This is a genomic window from Terrihabitans rhizophilus, assembly GCF_033898525.1.
GTDB classification, from domain to species: Bacteria; Pseudomonadota; Alphaproteobacteria; order Rhizobiales; family Methylopilaceae; genus Flaviflagellibacter; species Flaviflagellibacter rhizophilus.
This window is the reverse complement of the sequence record NZ_JAXAFJ010000001.1, coordinates 165,933-187,315: the sequence shown is the minus strand read 5'-3', so window position 1 is coordinate 187,315 and position 21,383 is coordinate 165,933. Positions and strand designations below refer to the sequence as shown.

24 protein-coding genes are annotated in these 21,383 nt (G+C 65.1%); 9 read left to right on the top strand and 15 right to left on the bottom strand.

Annotated elements, in window-relative coordinates:
- The first annotated feature begins 20 nt into the window (after positions 1–20).
- Positions 21–536, top strand: a complete 516-nt coding sequence (gene mobB / locus SCD90_RS00815) for a molybdopterin-guanine dinucleotide biosynthesis protein B (RefSeq protein ID WP_319842716.1) — start codon at positions 21–23, stop codon at positions 534–536.
- On the top strand, positions 536–1,792 hold the full coding sequence (locus SCD90_RS00810) for a molybdopterin molybdotransferase MoeA (RefSeq protein WP_319842715.1): 1,257 nt from the start codon (positions 536–538) through the stop codon (positions 1,790–1,792). Before mobB ends, SCD90_RS00810 begins: the two co-directional genes overlap by 1 nt.
- Here the strand turns inward: SCD90_RS00810 and mobA are convergent.
- Positions 1,789–2,406 (bottom strand): molybdenum cofactor guanylyltransferase MobA, encoded by a 618-nt coding sequence (mobA, locus tag SCD90_RS00805; protein ID WP_319842714.1) that lies wholly within the window; start codon positions 2,404–2,406, stop codon positions 1,789–1,791. The two genes, SCD90_RS00810 and mobA, sit on opposite strands and share 4 nt — an antisense overlap.
- Before the next feature lie 118 nt (positions 2,407–2,524).
- On the opposite strand from mobA, the gene SCD90_RS00800 reads away from it, so the two are divergent.
- Positions 2,525–2,890 (top strand): response regulator, encoded by a 366-nt coding sequence (locus SCD90_RS00800; RefSeq protein WP_319842713.1) that lies wholly within the window; start codon positions 2,525–2,527, stop codon positions 2,888–2,890.
- A gap of 3 nt (positions 2,891–2,893) precedes the next feature.
- Here the strand turns inward: SCD90_RS00800 and SCD90_RS00795 are convergent, their stop codons facing one another.
- Positions 2,894–3,865, bottom strand: coding sequence for a 5-oxoprolinase subunit C family protein (locus tag SCD90_RS00795; RefSeq protein WP_319842712.1), 972 nt, complete (start codon positions 3,863–3,865; stop codon positions 2,894–2,896).
- Complete coding sequence (pxpB, locus tag SCD90_RS00790; protein WP_319842711.1) at positions 3,862–4,614, bottom strand: 5-oxoprolinase subunit PxpB; 753 nt, start codon at positions 4,612–4,614, stop codon at positions 3,862–3,864. The genes SCD90_RS00795 and pxpB overlap by 4 nt, the downstream gene beginning before the upstream one ends.
- A 55-nt stretch (positions 4,615–4,669) precedes the next feature.
- Between pxpB and SCD90_RS00785 the strand changes: the two genes are divergently transcribed.
- Positions 4,670–5,470, top strand: coding sequence for a LamB/YcsF family protein (locus SCD90_RS00785; RefSeq protein ID WP_319842710.1), 801 nt, complete (start codon positions 4,670–4,672; stop codon positions 5,468–5,470).
- On the opposite strand, the gene SCD90_RS00780 is transcribed toward SCD90_RS00785, so the two are convergent.
- The 4 genes from SCD90_RS00780 to cysP form a co-directional block, all read right to left on the bottom strand.
- A complete protein-coding gene (locus SCD90_RS00780) occupies positions 5,460–6,125 on the bottom strand; it encodes a lytic transglycosylase domain-containing protein (RefSeq protein ID WP_319842709.1) in 666 nt (221 codons plus the stop codon). The genes SCD90_RS00785 and SCD90_RS00780 overlap by 11 nt on opposite strands.
- Before the next feature lie 48 nt (positions 6,126–6,173).
- Positions 6,174–7,064 (bottom strand): sulfate ABC transporter permease subunit CysW, encoded by an 891-nt coding sequence (gene cysW, locus SCD90_RS00775; RefSeq protein ID WP_319842708.1) that lies wholly within the window; start codon positions 7,062–7,064, stop codon positions 6,174–6,176.
- A complete protein-coding gene (gene cysT / locus SCD90_RS00770) occupies positions 7,064–7,903 on the bottom strand; it encodes a sulfate ABC transporter permease subunit CysT (protein WP_319842707.1) in 840 nt (279 codons plus the stop codon). Before cysT ends, cysW begins: the two co-directional genes overlap by 1 nt.
- A gap of 79 nt (positions 7,904–7,982) precedes the next feature.
- The gene (gene cysP, locus SCD90_RS00765) at positions 7,983–8,987 is read right to left on the bottom strand and encodes a thiosulfate ABC transporter substrate-binding protein CysP (RefSeq protein WP_319842706.1); all 1,005 of its coding nucleotides are present in this window, start codon (positions 8,985–8,987) and stop codon (positions 7,983–7,985) included.
- A 189-nt stretch (positions 8,988–9,176) separates the two neighbouring features.
- Between cysP and SCD90_RS00760 the strand changes: the two genes are divergently transcribed.
- The 3 genes from SCD90_RS00760 (at position 9,177) to SCD90_RS00750 (ending at position 12,995) form a co-directional block, all read left to right on the top strand.
- A complete protein-coding gene (locus SCD90_RS00760) occupies positions 9,177–9,677 on the top strand; it encodes a pyridoxamine 5'-phosphate oxidase family protein (RefSeq protein WP_319842705.1) in 501 nt (166 codons plus the stop codon).
- Between the two features lie 94 nt (positions 9,678–9,771).
- Entirely contained in the window at positions 9,772–11,016 is a 1,245-nt protein-coding gene (locus tag SCD90_RS00755; RefSeq protein WP_319842704.1) for an efflux RND transporter periplasmic adaptor subunit, read from the top strand.
- On the top strand, positions 11,013–12,995 hold the full coding sequence (locus SCD90_RS00750) for a MacB family efflux pump subunit (RefSeq protein WP_319842703.1): 1,983 nt from the start codon (positions 11,013–11,015) through the stop codon (positions 12,993–12,995). Before SCD90_RS00755 ends, SCD90_RS00750 begins: the two co-directional genes overlap by 4 nt.
- A gap of 6 nt (positions 12,996–13,001) precedes the next feature.
- Here the strand turns inward: SCD90_RS00750 and SCD90_RS00745 are convergent, their stop codons facing one another.
- The 7 genes from SCD90_RS00745 to SCD90_RS00715 form a co-directional block, all read right to left on the bottom strand.
- Positions 13,002–13,361 (bottom strand): response regulator, encoded by a 360-nt coding sequence (locus SCD90_RS00745; protein WP_319842702.1) that lies wholly within the window; start codon positions 13,359–13,361, stop codon positions 13,002–13,004.
- 159 nt (positions 13,362–13,520) lie between these two features.
- Positions 13,521–13,985: a PTS IIA-like nitrogen regulatory protein PtsN gene (gene ptsN, locus SCD90_RS00740; protein WP_319842701.1), complete on the bottom strand. Its 465-nt coding sequence runs from the start codon at positions 13,983–13,985 to the stop codon at positions 13,521–13,523.
- Positions 13,986–14,141: 156 nt separating this feature from the next.
- Positions 14,142–15,644 carry an RNA polymerase factor sigma-54 gene (gene rpoN, locus SCD90_RS00735; RefSeq protein WP_319842700.1) on the bottom strand — a complete coding sequence of 501 codons (1,503 nt, stop codon included), beginning with the start codon at positions 15,642–15,644 and terminating at the stop codon, positions 14,142–14,144.
- A gap of 67 nt (positions 15,645–15,711) precedes the next feature.
- Complete coding sequence (gene lptB / locus SCD90_RS00730; RefSeq protein WP_319843216.1) at positions 15,712–16,491, bottom strand: LPS export ABC transporter ATP-binding protein; 780 nt, start codon at positions 16,489–16,491, stop codon at positions 15,712–15,714.
- A gap of 14 nt (positions 16,492–16,505) precedes the next feature.
- Positions 16,506–17,084, bottom strand: a complete 579-nt coding sequence (locus tag SCD90_RS00725) for an LptA/OstA family protein (RefSeq protein WP_319842699.1) — start codon at positions 17,082–17,084, stop codon at positions 16,506–16,508.
- On the bottom strand, positions 17,081–17,605 hold the full coding sequence (locus tag SCD90_RS00720; protein ID WP_319842698.1) for an LPS export ABC transporter periplasmic protein LptC: 525 nt from the start codon (positions 17,603–17,605) through the stop codon (positions 17,081–17,083). The genes SCD90_RS00725 and SCD90_RS00720 overlap by 4 nt, the downstream gene beginning before the upstream one ends.
- Before the next feature lie 180 nt (positions 17,606–17,785).
- The gene (locus tag SCD90_RS00715) at positions 17,786–18,400 is read right to left on the bottom strand and encodes a ribonuclease D (RefSeq protein WP_319842697.1); all 615 of its coding nucleotides are present in this window, start codon (positions 18,398–18,400) and stop codon (positions 17,786–17,788) included.
- Between the two features lie 225 nt (positions 18,401–18,625).
- Between SCD90_RS00715 and SCD90_RS00710 the strand changes: the two genes are divergently transcribed.
- Together SCD90_RS00710 and SCD90_RS00705 are read left to right on the top strand one after the other, a co-directional pair.
- Positions 18,626–19,381, top strand: a complete 756-nt coding sequence (locus tag SCD90_RS00710; protein ID WP_319842696.1) for a hypothetical protein — start codon at positions 18,626–18,628, stop codon at positions 19,379–19,381.
- 87 nt (positions 19,382–19,468) lie between these two features.
- Complete coding sequence (locus tag SCD90_RS00705) at positions 19,469–20,341, top strand: DMT family transporter (RefSeq protein ID WP_319842695.1); 873 nt, start codon at positions 19,469–19,471, stop codon at positions 20,339–20,341.
- A 16-nt stretch (positions 20,342–20,357) separates the two neighbouring features.
- On the opposite strand, the gene SCD90_RS00700 is transcribed toward SCD90_RS00705, so the two are convergent.
- Positions 20,358–21,374 carry an LLM class flavin-dependent oxidoreductase gene (locus tag SCD90_RS00700; protein ID WP_319842694.1) on the bottom strand — a complete coding sequence of 339 codons (1,017 nt, stop codon included), beginning with the start codon at positions 21,372–21,374 and terminating at the stop codon, positions 20,358–20,360.
- Between the last annotated feature and the right edge of the window lie 9 nt (positions 21,375–21,383).

The window sequence follows — 21,383 nt, the reverse complement described above, 5'->3', positions numbered from 1 at the left end:
CGCAATCGGGAGTGGCTGGGATGCGTGTTATGGGATTGGCAGGCTGGAGCGGTGCGGGCAAGACCACGCTGCTGGGCAAGCTGATTCCTGAGCTGGTTACACGCGGCTTGCGGGTCTCTACCATCAAGCATGCGCACCACAATTTCGACGTCGACACGCCGGGCAAAGACAGCTGGGTGCACCGTGAAGCTGGCGCGACGGAGGTTCTTGTAACCTCCGCAAATCGCTTTGCCCTCATGCGCGAATTGAGGGGCGCTCCCGAGCCATCTCTCGGGGAACTGATCGGCAGGCTCGCGCCCGTGGATCTCGTCCTGATCGAGGGATTCAAGCGCGGGCCGCATCCCAAGCTGGAGATATGGCGGGCGGCGAACGGCAAGCCCTTCCTGCACCCGGAAGATCCGACGATCGTGGCGGTGGCAGCCGAAGGTGGCGTGGCGGACGTGCCGCTGCCGGTGATCGACCTGGAGGATACGCGGCGTATCGCGGATATCGTCCTGATCGAGGCCCGGCCTTTTCAGCCGGAGCGGGTGGACTGATGGCCCAACTCTCCAACGATTGCTTCAAGCCCGGCTCAAATGGCTCGATGAGCATCGAGGAAGGGCTCGCGCTGATCTCCGAAAGGGTGCGGACTGCGGTCGAGATCGAGGTCGTGCCGCTCGAGCTGGCGGATGGGCGCGTCCTCGCGGGCGACGTGATCGCTCCGCTGAGCCTGCCGGGCTACGACAATTCCGCCGTCGACGGGTGGGCGGTGCGGCACGCGGATCTTCATCAGGGCCGCGAGACCGTGCTGCCCGTCGGCGTTCGCATCGCCGCCGGAGACCCCGCCGATCATGAACTCGGCAGAGGCGAGGCGGCCCGCATTTTTACCGGCGCTCGTATGCCACGTGGGGCGGACACAGTCTTCATGCAGGAGGATGTGCGCGAGGAGAACGGGCAGGTCCTGCTGCCCGCCGGCCTCGGACACGGCGCCAACCGGCGGCTGGCGGGAGAGGACATCGCGCTCGGTGCCCCCGCTCTCGCCGGTGGAACGCGCCTGCGGCCCCAGCACGTAGCCCTCGCCTCGGCGCTGGGCTTCGCGGAACTTCCGGTGCGACGCCGTTTGCGGGTGGCGCTGCTGGCAAGCGGCGACGAACTGGTGGCGCCGGGACACCCGCTCGGCTCCGGCGCACACTACGAATCGAACCGCGCGATGATGCGTGGGCTGCTAGGACGCGCGGGTTGCGAGGTCACGGATTTCGGCATTCTGGGCGATGATCCGGAAACGCTTGAGCACGCCATCCTGTCTGCCACCGAAGCGCATGACCTCGTGCTGACGTCGGGCGGCGTTTCGATGGGCGAGGAGGACCACACACGGGCCGTGGTCGAGCGGATCGGCACGCTGGTGCAATGGCGCCTCGCCATCAAGCCCGGGCGCCCGATCACCATGGCGATGGTTGGCGGCACGCCCTTCGTGGGGCTGCCCGGAAATCCGGTGGCCGTCTTCGTGACCTTCACCCAGGTCGTTCGCGGGCTAATCGCCCGATTGTCCGGAGAAGACTGGACGCCTGAGCCGCTTCTGGCGGTCCGCGCGGCGTTCAGCTACCGCAAACGTGCTGGCCGGCGAGAGTTCGTGCGGGTCAGCATCCTGCGCGGTGCCGATGGAGTGGCAGAGGCCATGCTGCATCCGAGGGAGGGATCGGGAGCCATCACCTCCCTGACAGAGTCCACAGGCCTCGTCGAACTTGCAGAAAGCTGCACCGAAGTCGCCCCGGGTGATCTCGTGGGTTACCGCCCCTATTCGGAGCTTTTCTAGCCGCCTGCGAGCGTCTCCGCCAAGGCCACGTCCTCGGGCGTGTTGACGTTGAAGAAGGGATCAATAGCGGTGGCGTCCCACCATTCGGTGGCGGCGCCGAAGCGCTCCATGATCCTGCCCATCTTTCGCATGTCGTCGTGGACAAGCGCCTGACGCAGTTCCGCCCGCACGTCGACCGGCCAGAGGGCGTTCACGGGATGGGTGCGGCCGCCGCTGCCCGCCTGAACCAAGGCGGCACCGCTCCTGATCCGGCAGGCGTGGAGCCTGCCCACCAGATCATCCGGCAGGAAGGGCTGGTCGGCCGCCACGCTGACGGCCCAGGAAAGGTCAGGCCGGTACATCGCGCACCAGTCTAGGGCGGCGAGCACGCCCGCAAGCGGGCCGGGAAAGCCCGGAAGGTCATCTTGAATCACCGGCAACCCGACTCCCGCGAAACGGTCAGGATCCCCATTCGCATTGAGGACACAGGCTGCCGTCTGCGGGCGCAGCTTCGCAGCCACGCGTGCCGCCATGCTTTGTCCTTGCACATGGACGAGGGGCTTGTCGGCGCCACCCATTCGCCGGGCCAAGCCGCCTGCGAGGATGATGCCGAGCGTTGGAACCGGCTGGATCATGATGTCACCATGCAACCTAATCGCACGAGGCGTCCAATTTGATGGAACCCTGCGGGGCAATGTCCGTTAGCGCTTCAGGGTGCGAGGTACCAACGTGGTTTCGATTAGCGGAAATGCAGTGGAGAAGCCTAAGTTCAGGGTTTTGATCGTCGAGGACGAATTCATCGTAGGACTTCATCTGGAAAGCATCCTTGAGCGACTGGGTCATGAAGTCGTGGGTGTCGTCGCGGATGAGGCGGAAGCACTGCACCTTGTCGCCAGCGAACGGCCCGACCTGATCGTCACGGACATTCACCTTGCAGGCGGCGGCGATGGCTTGAAAGTCGCGCGTGCAGGCCAGGAATCCTACGGTGCACGCTCGATCGTCATAACCGGGCATCGGGACGGCGGCACATTCCTCCGTGCCGAGGAAGCGGGTGCACAGGCCTTTCTCCGTAAGCCGTTCGGGCTCACCGAGGTGGAGACTGTCTTTTCCCGCCTCTGACGGTCAAAGCCGCGCCGGTTCCCGCAGCGGCACAATCCCTGCCGCAAAACGGCCGGTAGCCTCTTCGGCCTCGTAGAATGCTGCGGCAGCTTTTTTGGCGCCGATGGCAATGAAGCGCACCTCCGTCCCAGGGTTGATGCGGCCTGCCAGCGGCAGGTCCGCCGAGATCACTGTCGCGATCTTCGCGTAGCCACCTGTGGTCTGGCAGTCCGCGAGGAGCAGGATCGGCTCTCCGGACGCGGGCACCTGTATCGTTCCCGGCACGACGCCATCGGATATGATGCCGGCGCCTCCGTCGTGAACCAGCTTTTCTCCGCTCAGGCGGGCGCCCATGCGGCTGATGTCGCGGGTAACTGTGAAGGGCTGCGACAGGAATAACCGAAGCGCATCCGCGGTGAAGCGATCATCCTGAGGGCCGCGCATCACGCGAAGTACGAGAGTTTCCGGGTATCCGGGTGGCTGCAGCAAGGTGTGGTGCGGTCCGAAGCGTGCGGAGAACACGTGCAGGCGGTCTCCATCGGCAAGAGGTCGACCCTCATGCCCTCCGAAGCCGCCGCTCACGGATGTCGAGCGCGAACCAAGTACCTCGGGGACGTCGATTCCTCCCGAAAGGCTGAGATAGGCCGCCCCGCTGTCGCCGAATGGCGGCACGCGAATGATCTCCCCGGCCTCCACGTCAACTGTCCTCCACGACGGCCAATGCACCGCGCCGCCGGCCGCTTCGACGATGAGACCGGCCGACGTGCCGCAGAGTGCCACGCGAACCGTACTCAGCGCGCGCAAGACCGGCGCCGGGCTGCGGATTTCCAGGGCAGCCGCGCCGTCCGTGTTGCCGACAAGGCGGTTGGCCAGTCGAAGAGTCGCGCGGTCGAGCGCCCCTGACCGGCTTACCCCAAGCGTCAGGAAGCCCGGGCGTCCCAAGTCCTGAACACTGGCCTGCAGGCCAGCCTCAAGCACTTCGAGAGCGGCGTTCACGCGTCGGGCTCCAGCCAGTAGCCATCCGCTACGTCGGCCGACAACTCTGCAAACCGCGCGCTGTTGATCGGGCTGAACGTCACCACGTCTCCCGCCGCCAAAGGGCAGGGCATTGCCCTTTCCGGATCGAACATCCGCACCGGGGTTTGGCCGATCAGCCTCCAGCCCCCGGGAGAAGCGGACGGGTACACTGCTGTCATGGCGTCCGCCACGGCAACCGACCCCTGCGAAACGCGGGTGCGAGGCCGGTCGAGCCTCGGCTGCCTCAGGGCTTCCTCCACCTCGCCGAGATAGGCAAATCCCGGCAGGAACCCCAGCATGTGCACGTGGTAGGCTCGCCCGCCGTGCCGAGCGACGACCTCTGCCGCCGGGAGGCGGCAAAGATCCGCGAGTTCATCGAGATCGGGCCCGGCCGCGCCGCCATACAGGACCGGTATCGTGAAGCGACGGCGTTCTGGCGGCTCCTGAACATCCCCGTCCAGCAGCGCAAGAATCCTGGCCTGCAGAGCGGCACTGTCGCGCGGGGGTGCATCCAAATGCACGGTGATGGAGCAGAACGCCGGCACAACTTCGCGCACGCCCGGCAGCGCCGCGTTCCGCAAGGCCGTTGCCGATGACAGCACCGTCTCGCTGGTCGATCTGCTGACGGCGTCAGCCATGTCGATGGTCAGCGCAAGATCGCCGAGGGTACGGATTTGAACCCTAAGATTTTTTTCCAATCCAGACGCCCTGAGCCCTCGCCGAGTCACAGGGCCACTATATACCTATTGTATTAGAAGCTGTGGCCTGTGGAGGAGCGGGACCGTGGCACGACGGATCGACATTAACGCAGACCTGGGAGAGGGCTTCTCCAACGACGAGGCGCTGCTTGGCTTGGTGTCCAGCGCCAACATCGCTTGTGGCTTCCATGCTGGAGACGCCGCCACCATGCGGCAGGTTTCCCGGATGGCCGGCGAGCGCGGTGTGTGCGTGGGCGCCCACCCCAGTTTCGATGATCTCCCCGGTTTCGGACGACGTGTCATCCGCATGAGCGCCTGGGAGCTTGAATCCCTGGTTGCCTACCAGATCGGCCTTCTGGCCCAGGCGGCCGAGGATTCCGGGGTACGCCTCACCCACGTGAAGGCTCATGGCGCGCTCTACAACGTCGCCGCTGAGGACCAGATGCACGGCTTGACGATCGGGCGAGCCATCAAGGCGGTCGATCCGAACCTGATCTATCTTGGACAGGCTGGTTCCTGCATGGCATGGGCGGCAGAGCGTCTCGACCTGGCTTTCGCAAGCGAGGCCTTTCCTGACCGCCACTATGACGATGATGGCCGCCTGATGCTGAGAACCGTGCCGGGCTCCGTCATCTCCGATCCCAATGCGGTCACGGAGCGCATAGAGCGAATGATCCAGGACGGCGAAGTGATCGCGATGTCCGGTCGCCGCCTGAAGATCAGCTTCGACTCGCTGTGCATCCATGGCGATGAGCCCACCTCCATGGTCGTCGGACGGGCCGTCCGGCGGGCGGTGGAGGACAGCGGCTTCGTTGTGACCTCGCTCCGCGACGTGCTGGCAAGCCATGCCACGCTCGACGAGGATCATCCGCGCATCAGCGCATGATGGTGAGGCCTGAAGACATTCGGGCGTCGATCTCCTTGACGCGCCGCTCGTAGCGCGCCCAATCGATCTTGCTTCTGCGGCCCCGTGAGGCCTTCGGTCCACCGCTGCGCACCCGGCCAGCCGACGCCACCGTCCCGCGGGAATCGCCGAACGTCGCGGGCGGGACGACCCCGGTGACCGGGAAACCCTGCGCGGCCAGGAGTTCGCGGACACGCACGCAGTAAGCTACCGATTTGTGCGAGAAGCGCGTCTCGCCATGCCCCGCGCGATATTTCATCACCGTGGTGCAGATGTCGCCCGACGCCTTGCGCCACGCGCTGCTGAGGTACTCCACCGCGTAGCGCGCATTGGTTGCAGGGTCGGCCAGTTCCTGATTGGTGCCGTAGAAGCCCAGCATCCGCGCCGTCGATGGCAGGATCTGCATCATGCCGATCTCGCCGTCATAGCCACGTGCGCCGGTGTTGTAATTGCTCTCCACGGTGGCGACCGCGTCCGCGAGTTCCGGAGGCATGCCCGCCTTGGCGGCGGTGGTGCGGACAATGGCCTTGAGGTCCGCGCGGCTTACTGCAGCGGCAGCCGCCTCCTGCGCGCCGGCCGGGTCGGCCGAGGCAGAGAGGGTCAGCCAGAGGATCGGCAGCGCGAGAAGATGGATCATGTCCCGCTATAATGCTTCAACCGGTCAAAAGGATCGATCACACGGCTGTTAATGACGGGCTGACTGGCGCTTTCTCTGCGTTTCCTGCCGCGCCTCGTCATATCGCTCCACAACAGTGCGGGCGATGATGGTCACCACGGCAAGGCTGGCGAGCACGGTGGCAGCTGCGAAGGCGCCGGCCGAGTTGTAGTCGTGGTAGAGCAGTTCGATCTGCAGCGGCAGGGTATTGGTCACGCCGCGGATGCTGCCCGAGACCACCGATACCGCGCCGAACTCTCCCATCACCCGCGCATTGCACAGGATGGCGCCGTAGAGCAGCGCCCAGCGCACATTTGGCAGCGTGATGCTGAGGAATGTGCGCAGCCCGGATGCGCCGAGGCTGATGGCGGCCTCCTCGTCGTCGGACCCCTGAACCTGCATAAGCGGGATCAGTTCGCGTGCCACGAAGGGTGCGGTGACGAACATGCTGACCAGGAAGATGCCGGGCAGCGCGAACATGATCTTGAGGCCGGACGCCTCCACGAGCGGCCCGAACAGGCCCTGCGCCCCGTAGACGAACAGATAGGACACGCCCGCGATGATCGGCGACACCGAGAAGGGGATCTCGATAAGGGTGATGATCAGGCTGCGTCCCGGGAACCGGAACTTGGTGACGGCCCAGGCAGCTGCGATGCCGAAGGCGATGTTGATCGGCACCACGACGAGCGCCGTCAGCACCGTGAGCCAGATCGCGCTCTTTGTGTCCGGATTGGACAGGTTCGCCAGGTAAACGCCCATGCCGGGCGACAGCGCCTGCACGAAGATGATGACCAGCGGAGCAATCAGCACCAGGAGCGTAGCAATCGCCACGAACCCGATGATCAGTCCACGGGTCAGCGGAGCGTCTCCGACGCGAACGACGGCATGGGTGCGGTGGGGCGTGCTGCGCTGGAAGAGCATCAGTCCTCGCGGCCGATATAGCGCAGGTGCCAAGCCTGCAGAAGGTTGGTGAAGGTCAGCAGCAGGAAGGCGCAGAGCAGCAGCGCCGTCGAGATCGTGGCTGCGGCCGGATAATCATACTCTTCGAGCCTGATGAAGGTCAGCAACGCTGCGATCTCGGAATAATTGGGCTTGTTGCCCGCTATGAAGATGATCGCCCCGAACTCGCCGATAGAGCGCGCAAAGCCCAGCGAACAGCCCGCCAGGAAGGCCGGGAAGATGGCGGGGAAGATGATGGCGCGGAAGATCTTCCAGTCGGAGGCTCCGAGCGTGAGAGCTGCTTCCTCGACTTCGGCGCTGACATCCTCCAGCACCGGCTGCACCTGGCGCACCACGAAGGGCAGGGCGGTGAAGGCCATCGCGACCGCGATGCCGAGCGGCGTGAAGATCACGGTTACGCCAAGCTGCGCCAGCGGCGCTCCGAACCAGCCATTCTGCGCGAAAAGGGTCGCAAGCGCGAGGCCGGCCACCGCCGTGGGCAGTGCGAAGGGCACGTCCACCAGCGCATCGAGGATGCGCTTCCCGGGAAACTGGTAGCGCGCCAGCACCCAGGCGAGCGCCAGTCCGTAGACGGCGTTGAACAAGGTGGCGCCAGCCGCCGCCAGGAAGGTCACCTTGAAGGCGGCGAGGGTGCGTGGGGAGGACAGGATGGCGAAGAACCGCGTCCAGCCGATGTCCATGGCCTGCAGCAGCAACGCGCACAGCGGCAGGAGGACGATGAGGCTGAGATAGCCCATCGTCACGCCCATCGCGAGCGGGAAGCCGGGAAGTACGCTGCGGCGCCAGCGGGTCGTTGTCATGAGGCGTGGCTTAAAGGCGCAACGTGAAAAGCGCCAGACGGTAAGCCGTCCGGCGCTCTGATAGCATCGTGATCAGCGCTTATCGGGCGTCGAACACCTGGTCGAACTTGCCGCCCGAAGCGAAGTGCACCTCGTTCGCCTTCGTCCAGCCGCCGAAGACCTGATCCACCGTGTAGAGCTTCACCTCGGGGAACTTGTCCTTGTTCGCGGCAGCCACCGTCGGGTCGGTCACGCGGTTGTCGAAGCCGACGATGATCTCCTGGCCTTTCGGCGAGTACAGGAAGTCGAGATAACCCTTCGCGAGTTCCGTCGTGCCGTGCTTCTCGGCGTAGCGTTCCACGACAGCGACGGGGAACTCGGCCTGCAGGCTGACCGGCGGCACGACCGTCTGGAACTTGTCGGCCCCATACTGCTTCACGATCGCGGCTGTCTCCGCCTCGAAGGTGATCAGCACGTCACCCGTCTGGCGCTCCACGAAAGTGGTGGTTGCTCCACGGCCGCCGGTGTCGAACACCGCGACATTGCTGAGAAGCTTCTTCACGAAGGCGTCGGCCTTGGCCTCGTCTCCGCCGTTCTGCTCCAGTGCAAACGCGTAAGCCGCCAGATAGGTGTAGCGGGCATTGCCGGACGTCTTCGGGTTCGGGAACACCAGCTTCACGTCATCGCGAACGAGGTCGTCCCAGTTCTTGATGTTCTTCGGGTTGCCCGTGCGCACCACGAAAGCCGGCAGCGAATAGAAGGGGGAAGCATTGTTCGGGAAGCGCTTCTGCCAGTCGGGCGCAACCAGCTTGCCCCGGTCGGCCAGGATCTGCACGTCCGTGACCTGGTTGAAGGTCACGATGTCGGCTTCGAGGCCCTCGAGGATCGCGCGGGCCTGCTTGGAGGAGCCGGCGAAGCTGTCGTTCACCTTCACGTCCCTCCCGGTCTTCGCCTTCCAGTCCTTCACGAACTCGACGTTCACGGCGGCGTAGAGCTCGCGGGCGATGTCGTAGGACACGTTGAGCAGGGTGTTGGCATCCTGCGCACGGGCGGTGGCGGAGAACAGAAGCGCGCCCGTGATGGCAGCGGCAAGAAGACGGCGCATGAAGGATCGTCCCGATTATCTAAGGTGGCCTGACTTCCCATATGCGCGCGCGGTAGTAAAGGATTATCACCGTCAAAAACCGATGAAGCGTAAGAACCACAGAAAGCAAGCGTAGTTCGCAATGGGGGAACTCGTAGGGGCGGTCGGGGTTCTCCGCACAACCCCCTTCTCCAGCATCAGGACATACAGATGGACGCGCGCACCGACCAAGCCGCCAAGGACAAGGTTCTCGAGCTTCTGAAGGACGCACGCATCGCGATGATGGCAACACGCGGTGAAGGCGGCGTCATGCACGCACGCCCGATGGGCACGAACCATGCCGAGTTCGACGGGGAGCTCTGGTTCCTCACGGATCTGTCGTCGGAGAAGGTGGCCGAGATCGAAGCCGATCCCGAAGTCCTTCTGACTTATGCCGATCCGGCCAAGCAGAACTATGTCTCCATCTCCGGCAGGGGTCAGGTGCTGCGCGACCGTGCGACGATTGAAGCGCAATGGTTCGAGGCTGCCCGCACATGGTTTCCGAAGGGCAAGGACGATCCGAACCTGGCCGTCATCAAGGTGGACGTGCAGCTGGCCGAATACTGGGACTCGCCGTCGAGCACGCTTCTCTACGCCTACGGCTACCTGAAGGCCGTGACCACCGGCGAACGCCCGAAGGGCGGCGAGCACGAGACGGTTTCGTTTAGCTGACGCGGGGCAACATCCCGAGCTTCGAGCGCAGGGTAATGCTTTGGGCCGCGTAAATGGTGCAGAACGGCGCTTCCCGGCGCCGCCTGGACCATAAATGCTCGACCAGCCCCAAGCACCCAACGATCTCGCTGCACCGCCATCATCACCCGCAAGCGCGCCTGCGCGTCCGGTCCGCCGTCGCCGCAGGCGGTGGCCGATATTCCTCCTGCTGCTGATCGCCTGCGCGGGCGTGGGCGGCTATTTCTACTGGCAAGATGGGGCTCCGAAGGCCGAGCCCGCGACGGTTGAGGTTACTCGCGGCACCGTCACGGATTCCGTGGCGGCGCTCGGCAATCTGCAGCCGCTCGAATATGTCGATCTGGGCGCGCAGGTCTCCGGGCAGGTGAAGAAGATCCCGGTGGTCGTCGGAGACGAGGTCAAGTCTGGCGACCTTTTGGCCGAGATCGATCCGGTCGTGTTGAACACCAAGGTGCTTGCGGGCCGTGCCTCGCTGGCTGCGCTGAAGGCTCAGCTCGCGGACAAGGAAGCTCAACGCGACCTCGCAAACCAGAGTCTGGAGCGCCAGAAGCGCCTTCTGACGACGAGGGCCGTCTCCGAGTCCGCCTTCGAGTCGGCGGAGGCGGGATCGCGCTCGGCCGCGGCGCAGGTCGACATGCTGAAGGCGCAGATCCAGCAGACGGAAGCCACGCTGCGCGGCGACGAAGCGACACTCGGCTACACCAAGATACTGGCGCCAATGGACGGGACGGTCGTCTCCGTCGATGCCCGTCAGGGCCAGACGCTCAACGCGACGCAGCAGGCGCCTGTGCTGATGCGCGTCGCCGATCTTTCCACGATGACAGTGTGGACGCAGGTGTCGGAGGCCGACATTTCGCGGCTGACGATTGGCATGCTCGCGCAGTTCACCACCCTTGGTTCGGGGGAACGGCGTTGGGAGGGCAGATTGCGGCAGGTTCTACCGACGCCGGAGGTGACCAACAATGTCGTCCTCTACACGGCCCTGTTCGACGTGGAGAACCCGAAGCGCGAGCTGATGACCCAGATGACGGCCCAGGTGTTCTTCGTGGTCGCGGAAGCAAAGGACGTGCTGACGGTTCCCCTCTCGGCTCTGCGCGAACGCGGCCGGCCGGGCAGTGGACGCTACACCGCCCGTGTGGCAGCGGGCTCCGGGGTCGAAGAGCGGCCAGTGGAGATCGGCGTCAAGAACCGGGTGACGGCGGAGATCAGGTCGGGACTGAGCGAGGGCGACAAGGTCCTCGTCAACGATGGAGCGGCCGGGGGAGCCTCGGGTGGGCAGCGGCGCACCGGTGGTCCGCGCACGCCGGGTCTGCGCCTGTGAACGAAGCGGGCTTCCGCACGGCCCCCATCCAGGCGGCCGAGCCGCTGATAGAACTCCGCGATGTCGGAAAGACCTATGGCGGGGCCGTGCCCGTGGAGGTGCTGCGCGGCATCTCGCTCGCCATCTATCCCGGCGAGTTCGTGGCGATCATGGGTGCGTCCGGTTCCGGCAAGTCGACGCTGATGAACATCCTCGGCTGCCTCGACCGGCCAAGCCGCGGACAGTATCGGTTCGCTGGCCGCGATGTCTCGGAATTCGGGCGGGACGAACTGGCGCGCCTCCGCCGCGACGAGTTCGGCTTCGTCTTCCAGAGCTACAACCTCATCGCCGCCGCCACCGCCATGGAGAACGTGGAGGTTCCGGCGATTTATGCGGGCCTGGTGCCGGAGGAACGCCGCGCGCGCAGTGCCGAACTGCTTGGGCGGCTGGGCCTCGAGGAGCGGCTTGACCACCGGCCGAACCAGCTTTCCGGCGGCCAGCAGCAACGGGTCTCCATCGCACGCGCGCTGATGAACGGCGGGCGCATCATCCTTGCGGACGAGCCGACGGGCGCGCTGGATACGCGAAGCGGCGCGGACGTCATGGCCCTGCTGGCGTCCCTGGCCGATGGGGGCCACACCGTCATTCTCATCACCCACGACAAGGAGGTGGCGCAGCACGCCCGCCGTCTGATCGAGATCCGCGACGGCCGCATCGTATCCGACACTGGGCCGGAACCGCGTCGGACGACGGGCGGGCCCGCGCTGCCCGCTCCGCACGGCGGCAGCGCCCAGACTTCGCTGCTGGATGAAAGCGCCGAGGCCGCAAAGATGGCTGTCCGCGCCTTGCGGAGCAACATCTTCCGCACGGTGCTGACGCTTCTCGGCATCATGATCGGCGTGGCATCGGTGGTTGCCATGCTCGCGGTGGGCGAGGGGGCCAAGCAGCAGGTGGCCCAGCGCATCGGTTCCCTGGGGTCGAACCTCCTGATGATACGCCCCGGTGCGCCAAACGAGCGGACGGGCGAGGGGGGAACGATCGCGACGCTCATCCCCGACGATGCGGACGCCATCGTTCAGGAGATCCCCAACGTCATCGCCGCGGTGCCGGAGCGCTCCGGCAGCGTGACGCTGCGGCTCGGAAACCGGGATTACCAGACCACCGCCAGCGCAACATCACCCGATCTGCCCACCGTGCGAAACTGGCCGGTGCAGTCCGGGAGTTTCTTCACGAGGGAGGATCAGGACGCGCAGGCCACGGTGGCCGTGCTTGGCCAGACGGTCGCGAAAAACCTGTTCGGCGAATCCGATCCGCTCGGCAGCTTCGTCCTCGTGAAGAACGTTCCGTTCCAGGTGGTCGGCGTGATGTCGCCGAAAGGCGCGTCTCCCGGCGGCGGCGACCAGGACGATACCATCATCGTTCCAATCACCTCGGGCGGGCTCAGGCTGTTCGGCGAGCGCTTCGTGCGGATGATCACGGTCGCCGCCGAGGATGTGGGGCAGATCGCGCAGACGGAGGCCGATATCCGCACCATCCTCACGAAGCGTCACGGGCGCGAGGACTTCCAGATCCGCAACATGGCCTCGTTCATCGAAGCCGTGAACGCCACCCAGCAGACCTTGTCGATCCTGCTGGCGTCGATCGCGTCCATCTCGTTGCTGGTGGGCGGCATCGGCATCATGAACATCATGCTGATGAGCGTGACCGAGCGCACCCGCGAGATCGGCATCCGCATGGCAACGGGTGCATCCACGCGCAACATTCTGCAGCAGTTCCTGACCGAGGCCGTCGTGGTGGCGGCATTCGGGGGAACGTTCGGCGTGATGCTTGGCTTCGCGGCCGGCTTCGCCATCCAGGCCGCCGGACTGCCGCTTCAGTTCACGCTGTCGCCTGTTCTCATGGCGTTCGGCTGTGCGGTTCTGACAGGCGTGGTGTTCGGCTTTGCCCCGGCTTTGAAGGCTGCGAGGCTTGATCCAGTGGCTGCTCTATCAGCGGAATAAATCCGCTCAGGCCAGTGCCTTCTCCAGCACGCTCTGCATCTGATCGGGCGAGCATGGCTTGCTCAAAAAGGCCCTGGCACCGACAGCTTCGGCACGTGACCGGGTGCGCGCGTCGGCCTCCGCGGTGAGGAAAACGACGGGCGTGTCCCGCTCCTGCTTGATGGTACGAGCCGTGTCGATCCCGTCGACGGGACCAAGAATGCTGATGTCCATCAACAGCAGGTCTGGATAGTCCAGGCGGGCGAGACGGCACGCCTCCTCGCAATTGCTCGCGGGGCCAATGACGCGATAGCCCATGGCCTCGATGGAGAAGGCGAGGTCCATCGCGATGATGGCTTCATCTTCGACGACTAGAACGGTCTGCATGAGCATTCCCGATCAATGTAAGCCTTGCGGCTTGTTTCAACAGTTACTTGTGCAACTGGCTATCGGGGAAGCTTGTTCCAAAAAGGTACAATTTTACAAAACTTCTCACTTCTCATGGTTTCCGGTTCCTTTACGAAACCGTTTCATGAGACGGGAAGGTTAGGCCGCGTTGGAGGATGCGGAGGGTTGGGTGAGAACCGCGTGAAGTGCTGCCGGGTCGCGCGTCGCCCGCAGCTTCTGCGCCGTCGATTGGTCGCGCAGCACGCGGGCCACGCGAGCAAGAGCCTTCAGGTGGTCGGCGCCGGCACCCTCGGGCGCCAGGATCAGGAAAACGAGGTCCACGGGCTCACTGTCCAGCGCATCGAAATCGATGGAGCGTTCGAGGCGGGCGAACATGCCGAACAGATTGGTGATGCGCGTCAGCTTGCCATGAGGGATGGCGATGCCGTTGCCGACGCCGGTGGAGCCCAGCCGCTCCCTCTGGAGCAGGGTCTCGAAAATCTCGCGCTCAGGCACGTCGACAAAGGCCGCCGCACGCGCTGCGAGTTCCTGGATAGCCTGCTTCTTGTTGCCAACCTTGAGCGTCGGAATGACCGCGCCGGGTAACAGAAGATCGCTCAACATCGAAGAAGGCTCATTGATGTTACCGCTTGCGTAGGCGCGCTCACGGTGAGGCGTCCTGCAACGGCCCAATCGTGGGCCCGCCGCGATACACAGAGGTACGGAGGGCCCCCACCGAAGTCAATGCAGCCGGCCGATGAAGCGGGGGACGGCGCCGTCTCAGGCCGAGGCGACCTTCTCCCTGCGGCGTTGGACCGAGGATGGAATGCCCATCGACTCCCGGTACTTAGCGACCGTTCGCCGGGCGATATCCACGCCATTGTCGCGGAGCGACTGCACGATCGCGTCATCGGAAAGTACGCTAGCCGGCGGTTCGCGGTCGATCATCTGGCGAATGCGGTGGCGAACGGCCTCGGCGGAATGCGATTCCTGATGCCCGGTCGCCGAAATGGCGGCCGTGAAGAAGTATTTGAGTTCGTAGAGCCCCCGCGGCGTCGCGATGTACTTGTTCGAGGTGACGCGGGAGACGGTAGATTCATGCATCCCGATGGCGTCGGCGACCGCGCGAAGATTCATGGGGCGCAGGCGGTGCACTCCGTGGCGTAGGAAACCGTCCTGCTGGCGCACGATCTCGGAGGCCACTTTCAGCACGGTGCGGGCGCGCTGCTCAAGACTGCGGGTCAGCCAATTGGCATTCTGCAGGCACTCGGCAAGAAAGGCTTTTTCGCCCGGAGCCATGGGGTGCTGCGAAATCCGTGCGTAGTAGGTTTGATTCACAAGCACGCGCGGCAGCGTCTCTGTGTTTAGCTCGATAAGCCAGCTGCCATCCGGCGCGGCGCGCACAAGAACGTCCGGTATCACGGTCTGCACATGGCCGCCGCCAACCAGAAGGCCCGGCTTGGGATTGAGGCGCCGGATTTCCGCGATCATTTCGTGGAGGTCGTCGTTGTCCACCTCGCACAGCCGCCGCAACGCGGGCAGGTCACGTCGCGCGACGAGATCAAGATGTTCGAGGAAACGCTCCATCGCCGGGTCCAGGCGGTTGCGCTCTCGCAGCTGGATGGCGAGGCATTCCCTCAAATCCCGCGCGCCGACGCCGCACGGGTCAAAGCCCTGAACCATCCTCAAGGCATGGACGATTTCTTCCCTCGTCACACCCAGCCGCTCGGCGAGCAGAGCCGGGTCGTCACGGAAATAGCCAGCCTCGTCTATGCAATCGATGACGCCGCGCCCGATCATCCTGACAGCCGGGTCGGTGGTGGCGAGCCCGAGTTGGGCTTCCAGATGTTCCGGCAGGGAAAGCTCCGCACCCGGCAGGCTTTCCAGGCTGGCGTCCATGTCGTCAGCGCCCGCGCCGAGCCCCGCCCACGACGATGCTACATAGCTGTCCCCGGAAGGCTGTGCCGCCGGCTCGTCGGGAAACATGTTGACCAGATCGGCGCCCATGTCCGTCTCAAGCGCTGCGCGGCTTTCCGGCAGGTCGTGCTGCAGCCAGTCGGCCGCCTCCGGAGCAGCGCTCTCCGCGGTCGCGGTCCCACCGTCGGCTCCGATGGGTCCATCTGCTTCTGCGCGCTCCAGAAGCGGGTTGCTCTCGATTTCCTGTGAGACGTAGTTCTCGAGATCCAGACTCGACAGCTGGAGCAGCTTGATGGCCTGCATCAGCTGCGGCGTCATGACGAGCGACTGGCTCTGACGCATCATCAGTCTGGGAGAAAGCGACATTGGCTCCTGATCGCTAAGGGCGCCCGGCGAAATGGGCCATTTCTTGCATGCTGGCCCGGTGAGCTATTTAAAGCCGGAATTCCTCGCCGAGGTAAAGCCGTCTCACATCGGGGTGGACCACGATTTCCTCGGGTGTGCCATGCATCAGCACCTGCCCTGAGTGAATGATGTAGGCGCGGTCGATGAGCCCGAGCGTCTCGCGGACATTGTGATCGGTGATCAAAACCCCGATGCCGCGCGCGGTGAGGTGGCGCACCAGCAGCCTGATATCGGCCACCGCGATGGGATCGACGCCGGCGAACGGCTCGTCCAGCAGCATGAAATCGGGATTGCTTGCCAGCGCACGTGCGATCTCCAGACGTCGCCGCTCGCCGCCGGACAGCGCAATCGAAGGCGATTTGCGAAGCCGCGCAATGCCGAACTCGTCCAGCAGGTCCTCCAGCGTCTCGGCGCGTCGGCGGCGATCGGGCTCCACGACCTCAAGGATCGCGCGGATATTGTCCTCGACGTTCAGGCCACGGAAAATGCTCGCTTCCTGCGGAAGGTAGCCGATGCCGAGCCTCGCGCGGCGGTACATCGGCAGTGGTGTGACATCCTGGCCGTTGAGTTCGATGCGTCCCGCATCTGCGGCCACCAGGCCCGAGATCATGTAGAACACGGTGGTTTTCCCGGCGCCGTTCGGCCCGAGCACGCCGACGGCTTCGCCCCGCGCCACCGCAAGGCTGACGCCCTTCACGACCTTTCGGCCACCATAGCTCTTGGCAAGGCCATGAGCCTCCAGCCAGCCGACGGCATCGCCGTGCAATTCGGGTGAAGGGTCGGCTGGGCGGCGGCGAAAGCCGAACATGAAGGACATGCCCGCTACTGGCCCGGCCGTGCCTGGCCGGGCGTGAACACGCCCTGCACCCGGCCTCCACCGCCGCTTGCGCCTTCGAGACGCGATTGCTGGGTGGTGAGGTCCACCACCAGACGATCGCCGCGCAGCACGTTCTGGCCCTGCACCACGACCACGTTGCCGGTCAGGGTTGCCCGATTGGCGGCCATGTCGAACACGCCGCGATCTCCGGAGGCCTTCTGCTCGCCGGACGAGACCTGCACCGCGCCTTCCGCTTCCAGCCGGCGAATATTGCGCCCCATCGGGGATACCGGAGCGGATGCCGAAGCAGCAGGAGCGGCGCCGGCTCCGCTGTCATAGAGGATGGTGAGCTGGCGGGCGCGCAGTGCGGACTGACCCTGCTGAACCATCACGCCGCCGGAGAACACCGCCGCCTGGTCGCGTTCGCGCACATCGAGCTTGTCGGCTTCAATCTTGACCGGCTGATCCGACTTGCCGGAGAAGCCGGTGAAGGCGGACGTAACCGATTGCTGGGCAAGAGCGGCGGTCGAGAGCGCCACGCCAGCCAGCAGGGCAATAGCCGCGTTGCGGAATCGGCCGCTCATTGCGCTGTCCTCGTCGGGGCGGTGGCGGAGCCCTGCGGTTGAAGGATCATGACCACACTGCCCTCGAAGGTCGCGGCGTCGCCGTTTTCCGTGACACGCATGCGTGCCGCCGTCAGCGTCATGCTCCCGCTCGCAAGTTCGACCGGAGCGTTGGAGATGATTTCTTCCTGCGGAAACCGGATGTTCGCTTCGCTCATGCGCACCCGGTCGCCCTTGTCTGTGTCCAGCCGGATGTCTTTCCGGAGGTCGAGGGCTTCCGCCTTCGTGTCCAGGACGCCTTCCTCGGCGGCCAGAACAGCCCAGCCATTGCCCTGCAAGTCCATCCGAGCCTCTAGGGAGAACAGCCCCAGCACACCGGGATTGAGCAGGTTCTGTTCGGCTCGGGAGGCGGTCACCTCGTAGCCGCGGCGGTTGTCGCTGAACCCGGTCATCCGAGGTTTTTCCATCGTAATTCCGGTGCCAGTAAGGCCGATGCCGGCGAGGTCCAGGTCCGGCAACTCGGCCTCGGGCGTCAGCAGCATGGGCAAGGCTGCAAGAAGCGGAAGCGCGACGATGAGGAGCGGGAGTGCGAGCCGCAAAGCGCGCACGATCCGGCTGTGCCTGCGCGCAGCGGATATCGCGCGCGCCCGCTCATTTGGCACCACGAAGAAGGTACTCTGGTCGGCGAACGTCACGCGTCAGCGTCTCCGGCGCGCAGCGCCTCAGGAGTGCGAGAATATATCCTGATCCTCGAAGCCCGTCAGGTCGAGCGCGGCGCGGATCGGCAGAAAGGCAAAACAGGCGTCAGCCAGCGCCGTGCGGCCTTCACGCTGCAGCAGCACTTCCAGCTTTTCCTTCAGTTGGTGAAGGTAGAGCACGTCCGATGCGGCGTAGGCGAGTTGTGCCTCCGTCAGGGTTTCGGCGCCCCAGTCGGAACTTTGCTGCTGCTTGGAGATGTCGGTGCCGAGCAGTTCCCGCACAAGGTCCTTGAGACCATGGCGATCCGTATAGGTGCGCACCAGCCGCGAGGCGATCTTCGTGCACCACACCGGCTCAGGCATGACGTTGAAGGTCTTGAAGAGGACGGCGACGTCGAACCGCGCGAAGTGGAACAGCTTCTGAACCGAGCGATCGCGAAGCAGGGCTTCCAGATTGGGCGCGCGTGTCTGCCCCGGAAGGATCTGGACGAGCTCCGCATTGCCGTCGCCGCCCGAGATCTGGACAAGACACAGCCGGTCGCGGTGGGGCTTCAGGCCAAGGGTCTCTGTGTCGATGGCGACAGCGCCGGAGAAGGTGAGGCCATCGGGAAGATCGCCGCGGTGCAGGCGGAAGGTCATCAGCGTGCCGTTTCGCAGGAGGAGCAGAGCGCGCCTTCAGGGCGCGCGCGAGACGTCTAGGGGCTAGCACCGCATGTGCCCGCGGAGCAAGCGCGCGAGTGCTGGCCGGGGCAGAAGCGGTCTGGGTGAAGCCTTGTGCAACCTGCGCGTTCTTCCAACCAGCGCACGAATAGGATAATAGTCCTTAAACACATCGTCGCTTGGCGCCGAAGGGAGGAACTGAACATGCAGCCTGCCGATTTTTTCCGAGCCGCAGCGCGGCAGCCCGAGCGCTTCGCCATTCTTCATTATTCCTCGGAGGGCCTCTACGACAGCGGCGGCCTGGCTTCTGCGTCCCCGCGGATTACCTCCATTGCGGCCATGGAGCTCGAAAGCCGGCGCATCACGAGCTTTGCTCCTCACGCCATCGCCGAGGAGCTCGCGGTCACGGATGAGAATTCCTGCCCACGAATGGATGACATCGAACGGGTCATGATCGACCGCCTGCACGCGTCCCTTGCTCTTCATCGCGACCGCTACGTCATCCACTGGAACATGCGCGACCTTGTGTTCGGCTTCGGGCATCTGCAGCACAGGGATCTGGTCTTGGGCGGAGCCGGCCTTGCGCTGGTGCCTGAAGAACAGAGGATTGATCTGCATGCCATCCTCAAGCAGCGCTATGGGCCGTCCTTCGCGCCAGTTCCGCGACTCCCCGGCCTCATGCAGCTGAACGGCTTCCGCAGGGATGTCGTGCTTGGTGGACCGGAAGAGGCGCAAGCATTCCGGTGCGGCGACTACATCCGCATGCACCGCTCGACCATCAGCAAGGTCGAGTTCATGGCTCACGCGATTTCGCTGGCTGGGAAGAGGCGTCTGAAGACACAAGACGCCGGCGTGGTCGCGCGGCTGGACAGGATGCTCGACAGCCGGGCCGCACGCATGACCTCCCTGACCTCGTCCTGTCTTGGCGTCGGCGCCATCATCAGCCGCTTCATCTTCTGAGAGGCTGCGGCCCGATGGTGCTGGCCAGTCATCATGATGTGTGGTCCAAGCTCGGGGCAATTGCAGTGGGCAGGAAAGTATTCCCGAATGGCGTCGCCTCCGGAACAGAGCGCAAGTGGATGGGCCAGCGGCCTGCTCGGGGTAATCATCCTCAGCGGGTCGCTGCCGGCCACGCGCGTGGCTGTGGCTGATTTTTCGCCCCTGTTCCTCACCTCGGCCCGCGCGGTGATCGCAGCCGTGCTCGGCGCCGTGCTGCTCGTGATCCTGCGGCAGAAGAGGCCCGCCCGCGCGGACCTCGTTCCGCTCGCCATCGTCGCGGGAGGTGTCGTTCTCGGCTTTCCGCTGCTGACGGCGCTCGCTTTGCAGCACATCACCTCGGCGCATTCCATCGTCTTCATCGGTCTCCTGCCGCTGGCCACGGCCATCTTCGGCGTGCTGCGGGGTGGAGAACGGCCGCAGCCGGTGTTCTGGCTGTTCTCAGTCCTCGGAGCTCTGTCCGTCGCCTGCTTCGCGCTCGCGCAGGGGGGAACCGCGTCGTTGACCGGGGACCTGCTGATGCTCGCGGCGATCGTGCTCTGCGGCCTCGGCTATGCGGAAGGGGCAAGTCTCTCGCGCAAGCTCGGAGGCTGGCAGGTGATCTCCTGGGCGTTGATCCTCTCATTGCCGGTGATGGCGGTGCTGGCCGTGATCACGCTGCCCGGCACATTCGCCGGCGTAGGAGCGCCCGCCTGGCTCGGGCTGGGCTACGTGTCCGTCTTCTCGATGCTGGTCGGATTCGTGTTCTGGTATCGCGGACTGGCCCTCGGCGGCATCGCCGGTGTTTCTCAGCTCCAGCTTCTACAGCCCTTTTTCGGGCTGGTGCTCGCGGGCCTGCTTCTCGGCGAGCCGGTCAGTTGGCTGATGATCGCGGCGTCGGCCGTAGTGGTCGGGTGCGTCGCCGGAGCCAAGCGCTTCGCCTGATCGCGTGAGGCGTCGGCTATTTCCAGCCCAGCGCCGGTGCGACATGCGTCAGCACCGCTTCCAGAACATGGGCGTTGTACGCCACCCCAAGCTGGTTGGGCACGGTCAGCAACACGGTATCGGCTTCGGCGATCGCTTCGTCCGCACGCAATTGCTCGACAAGACGGTCGGGCTCGTCGGCATAGGACCGCCCGAACACCGCGCGCATATTGTCGATGATGCCGACCTGGTCGCTGCTTTCGCCGCGCCCGAAATAGGCACGGTCCTGATCGTTGACGAGGGCAAAGATGGAGCGGGAGACCGACACGCGCGGTTCGCGCGCATGGCCTGCCTGCTTCCAGTTCTCGCGGTAGAGGCGGATCTGGCGTGCCTGCTGGACGTGGAAAGGTTCGCCGCTCTCGTCCGCCTTCAGCGTCGAGCTCTGCAGGTTCATGCCGGCCCCTGCCGCCCATACCGCCGTGGCGTTCGAGGCGGAGCCCCACCAGATGCGCTCGCGCAGGCCCGGCGCGTGCGGCTCAAGCCGGAGCAGGCCGGGCGGATTGGGGAACATGGGCTGCGGATTGGGCTCGGCGAAGCCTTCGCCGCGCAGCAGATCGAGGAACGTCTCGGCGTGGCGCCGACCCATATCGGCCTCGGTCTCGCCGGCTTCCGGCACATGGCCGAAATGCCGCCACCCGTCGATGACCTGCTCGGGCGAGCCACGGCTGATGCCGAGCTGGAGCCGCCCCCGGCTGATGAGATCGGCCGAGCCGGCGTTCTCCACCATGTAGAACGGGTTCTCGTAGCGCATGTCGATGACGCCGGTGCCGATCTCGATGCGGCTGGTGCGTGCGCCGACCGCCGCGAGAAGCGGGAACGGCGAGGCAAGCTGCTGAGCGAAGTGATGGACGCGGAAATAGGCGCCGGCAGCGCCCAGTTCCTCCGCCGCCACTGCGAGATCTATGGACTGGAGCAGCACGTCCGACGCCGAGCGCGTGCCCGAGCGCGGTGAGGGCGACCAATGGCCGAAGGAGAGGAATCCGATCTTTTTCATCGTCTCTTA

Coding starts and splice junctions, on each gene's coding strand:
- mobB (WP_319842716.1), top strand. CDS start 21: ATGCGTGTTATGGGATTGGCAGGCTGGAGCGGTGCGGGCAAGACCACG.
- SCD90_RS00810 (WP_319842715.1), top strand. CDS start 536: ATGGCCCAACTCTCCAACGATTGCTTCAAGCCCGGCTCAAATGGCTCG.
- mobA (WP_319842714.1), bottom strand. CDS start 2,406: ATGATCCAGCCGGTTCCAACGCTCGGCATCATCCTCGCAGGCGGCTTG.
- SCD90_RS00780 (WP_319842709.1), bottom strand. CDS start 6,125: ATGATCCATCTTCTCGCGCTGCCGATCCTCTGGCTGACCCTCTCTGCC.
- cysW (WP_319842708.1), bottom strand. CDS start 7,064: ATGCTCTTCCAGCGCAGCACGCCCCACCGCACCCATGCCGTCGTTCGC.
- cysT (WP_319842707.1), bottom strand. CDS start 7,903: ATGACAACGACCCGCTGGCGCCGCAGCGTACTTCCCGGCTTCCCGCTC.
- cysP (WP_319842706.1), bottom strand. CDS start 8,987: ATGCGCCGTCTTCTTGCCGCTGCCATCACGGGCGCGCTTCTGTTCTCC.
- SCD90_RS00760 (WP_319842705.1), top strand. CDS start 9,177: ATGGACGCGCGCACCGACCAAGCCGCCAAGGACAAGGTTCTCGAGCTT.
- SCD90_RS00755 (WP_319842704.1), top strand. CDS start 9,772: ATGCTCGACCAGCCCCAAGCACCCAACGATCTCGCTGCACCGCCATCA.
- SCD90_RS00745 (WP_319842702.1), bottom strand. CDS start 13,361: ATGCAGACCGTTCTAGTCGTCGAAGATGAAGCCATCATCGCGATGGAC.
- ptsN (WP_319842701.1), bottom strand. CDS start 13,985: ATGTTGAGCGATCTTCTGTTACCCGGCGCGGTCATTCCGACGCTCAAG.
- rpoN (WP_319842700.1), bottom strand. CDS start 15,644: ATGTCGCTTTCTCCCAGACTGATGATGCGTCAGAGCCAGTCGCTCGTC.
- lptB (WP_319843216.1), bottom strand. CDS start 16,491: ATGTTCGGCTTTCGCCGCCGCCCAGCCGACCCTTCACCCGAATTGCAC.
- SCD90_RS00725 (WP_319842699.1), bottom strand. CDS start 17,084: ATGAGCGGCCGATTCCGCAACGCGGCTATTGCCCTGCTGGCTGGCGTG.
- SCD90_RS00720 (WP_319842698.1), bottom strand. CDS start 17,605: ATGCTGCTGACGCCCGAGGCCGAGTTGCCGGACCTGGACCTCGCCGGC.
- SCD90_RS00715 (WP_319842697.1), bottom strand. CDS start 18,400: ATGACCTTCCGCCTGCACCGCGGCGATCTTCCCGATGGCCTCACCTTC.
- SCD90_RS00710 (WP_319842696.1), top strand. CDS start 18,626: ATGCAGCCTGCCGATTTTTTCCGAGCCGCAGCGCGGCAGCCCGAGCGC.
- SCD90_RS00705 (WP_319842695.1), top strand. CDS start 19,469: ATGGCGTCGCCTCCGGAACAGAGCGCAAGTGGATGGGCCAGCGGCCTG.
- SCD90_RS00700 (WP_319842694.1), bottom strand. CDS start 21,374: ATGAAAAAGATCGGATTCCTCTCCTTCGGCCATTGGTCGCCCTCACCG.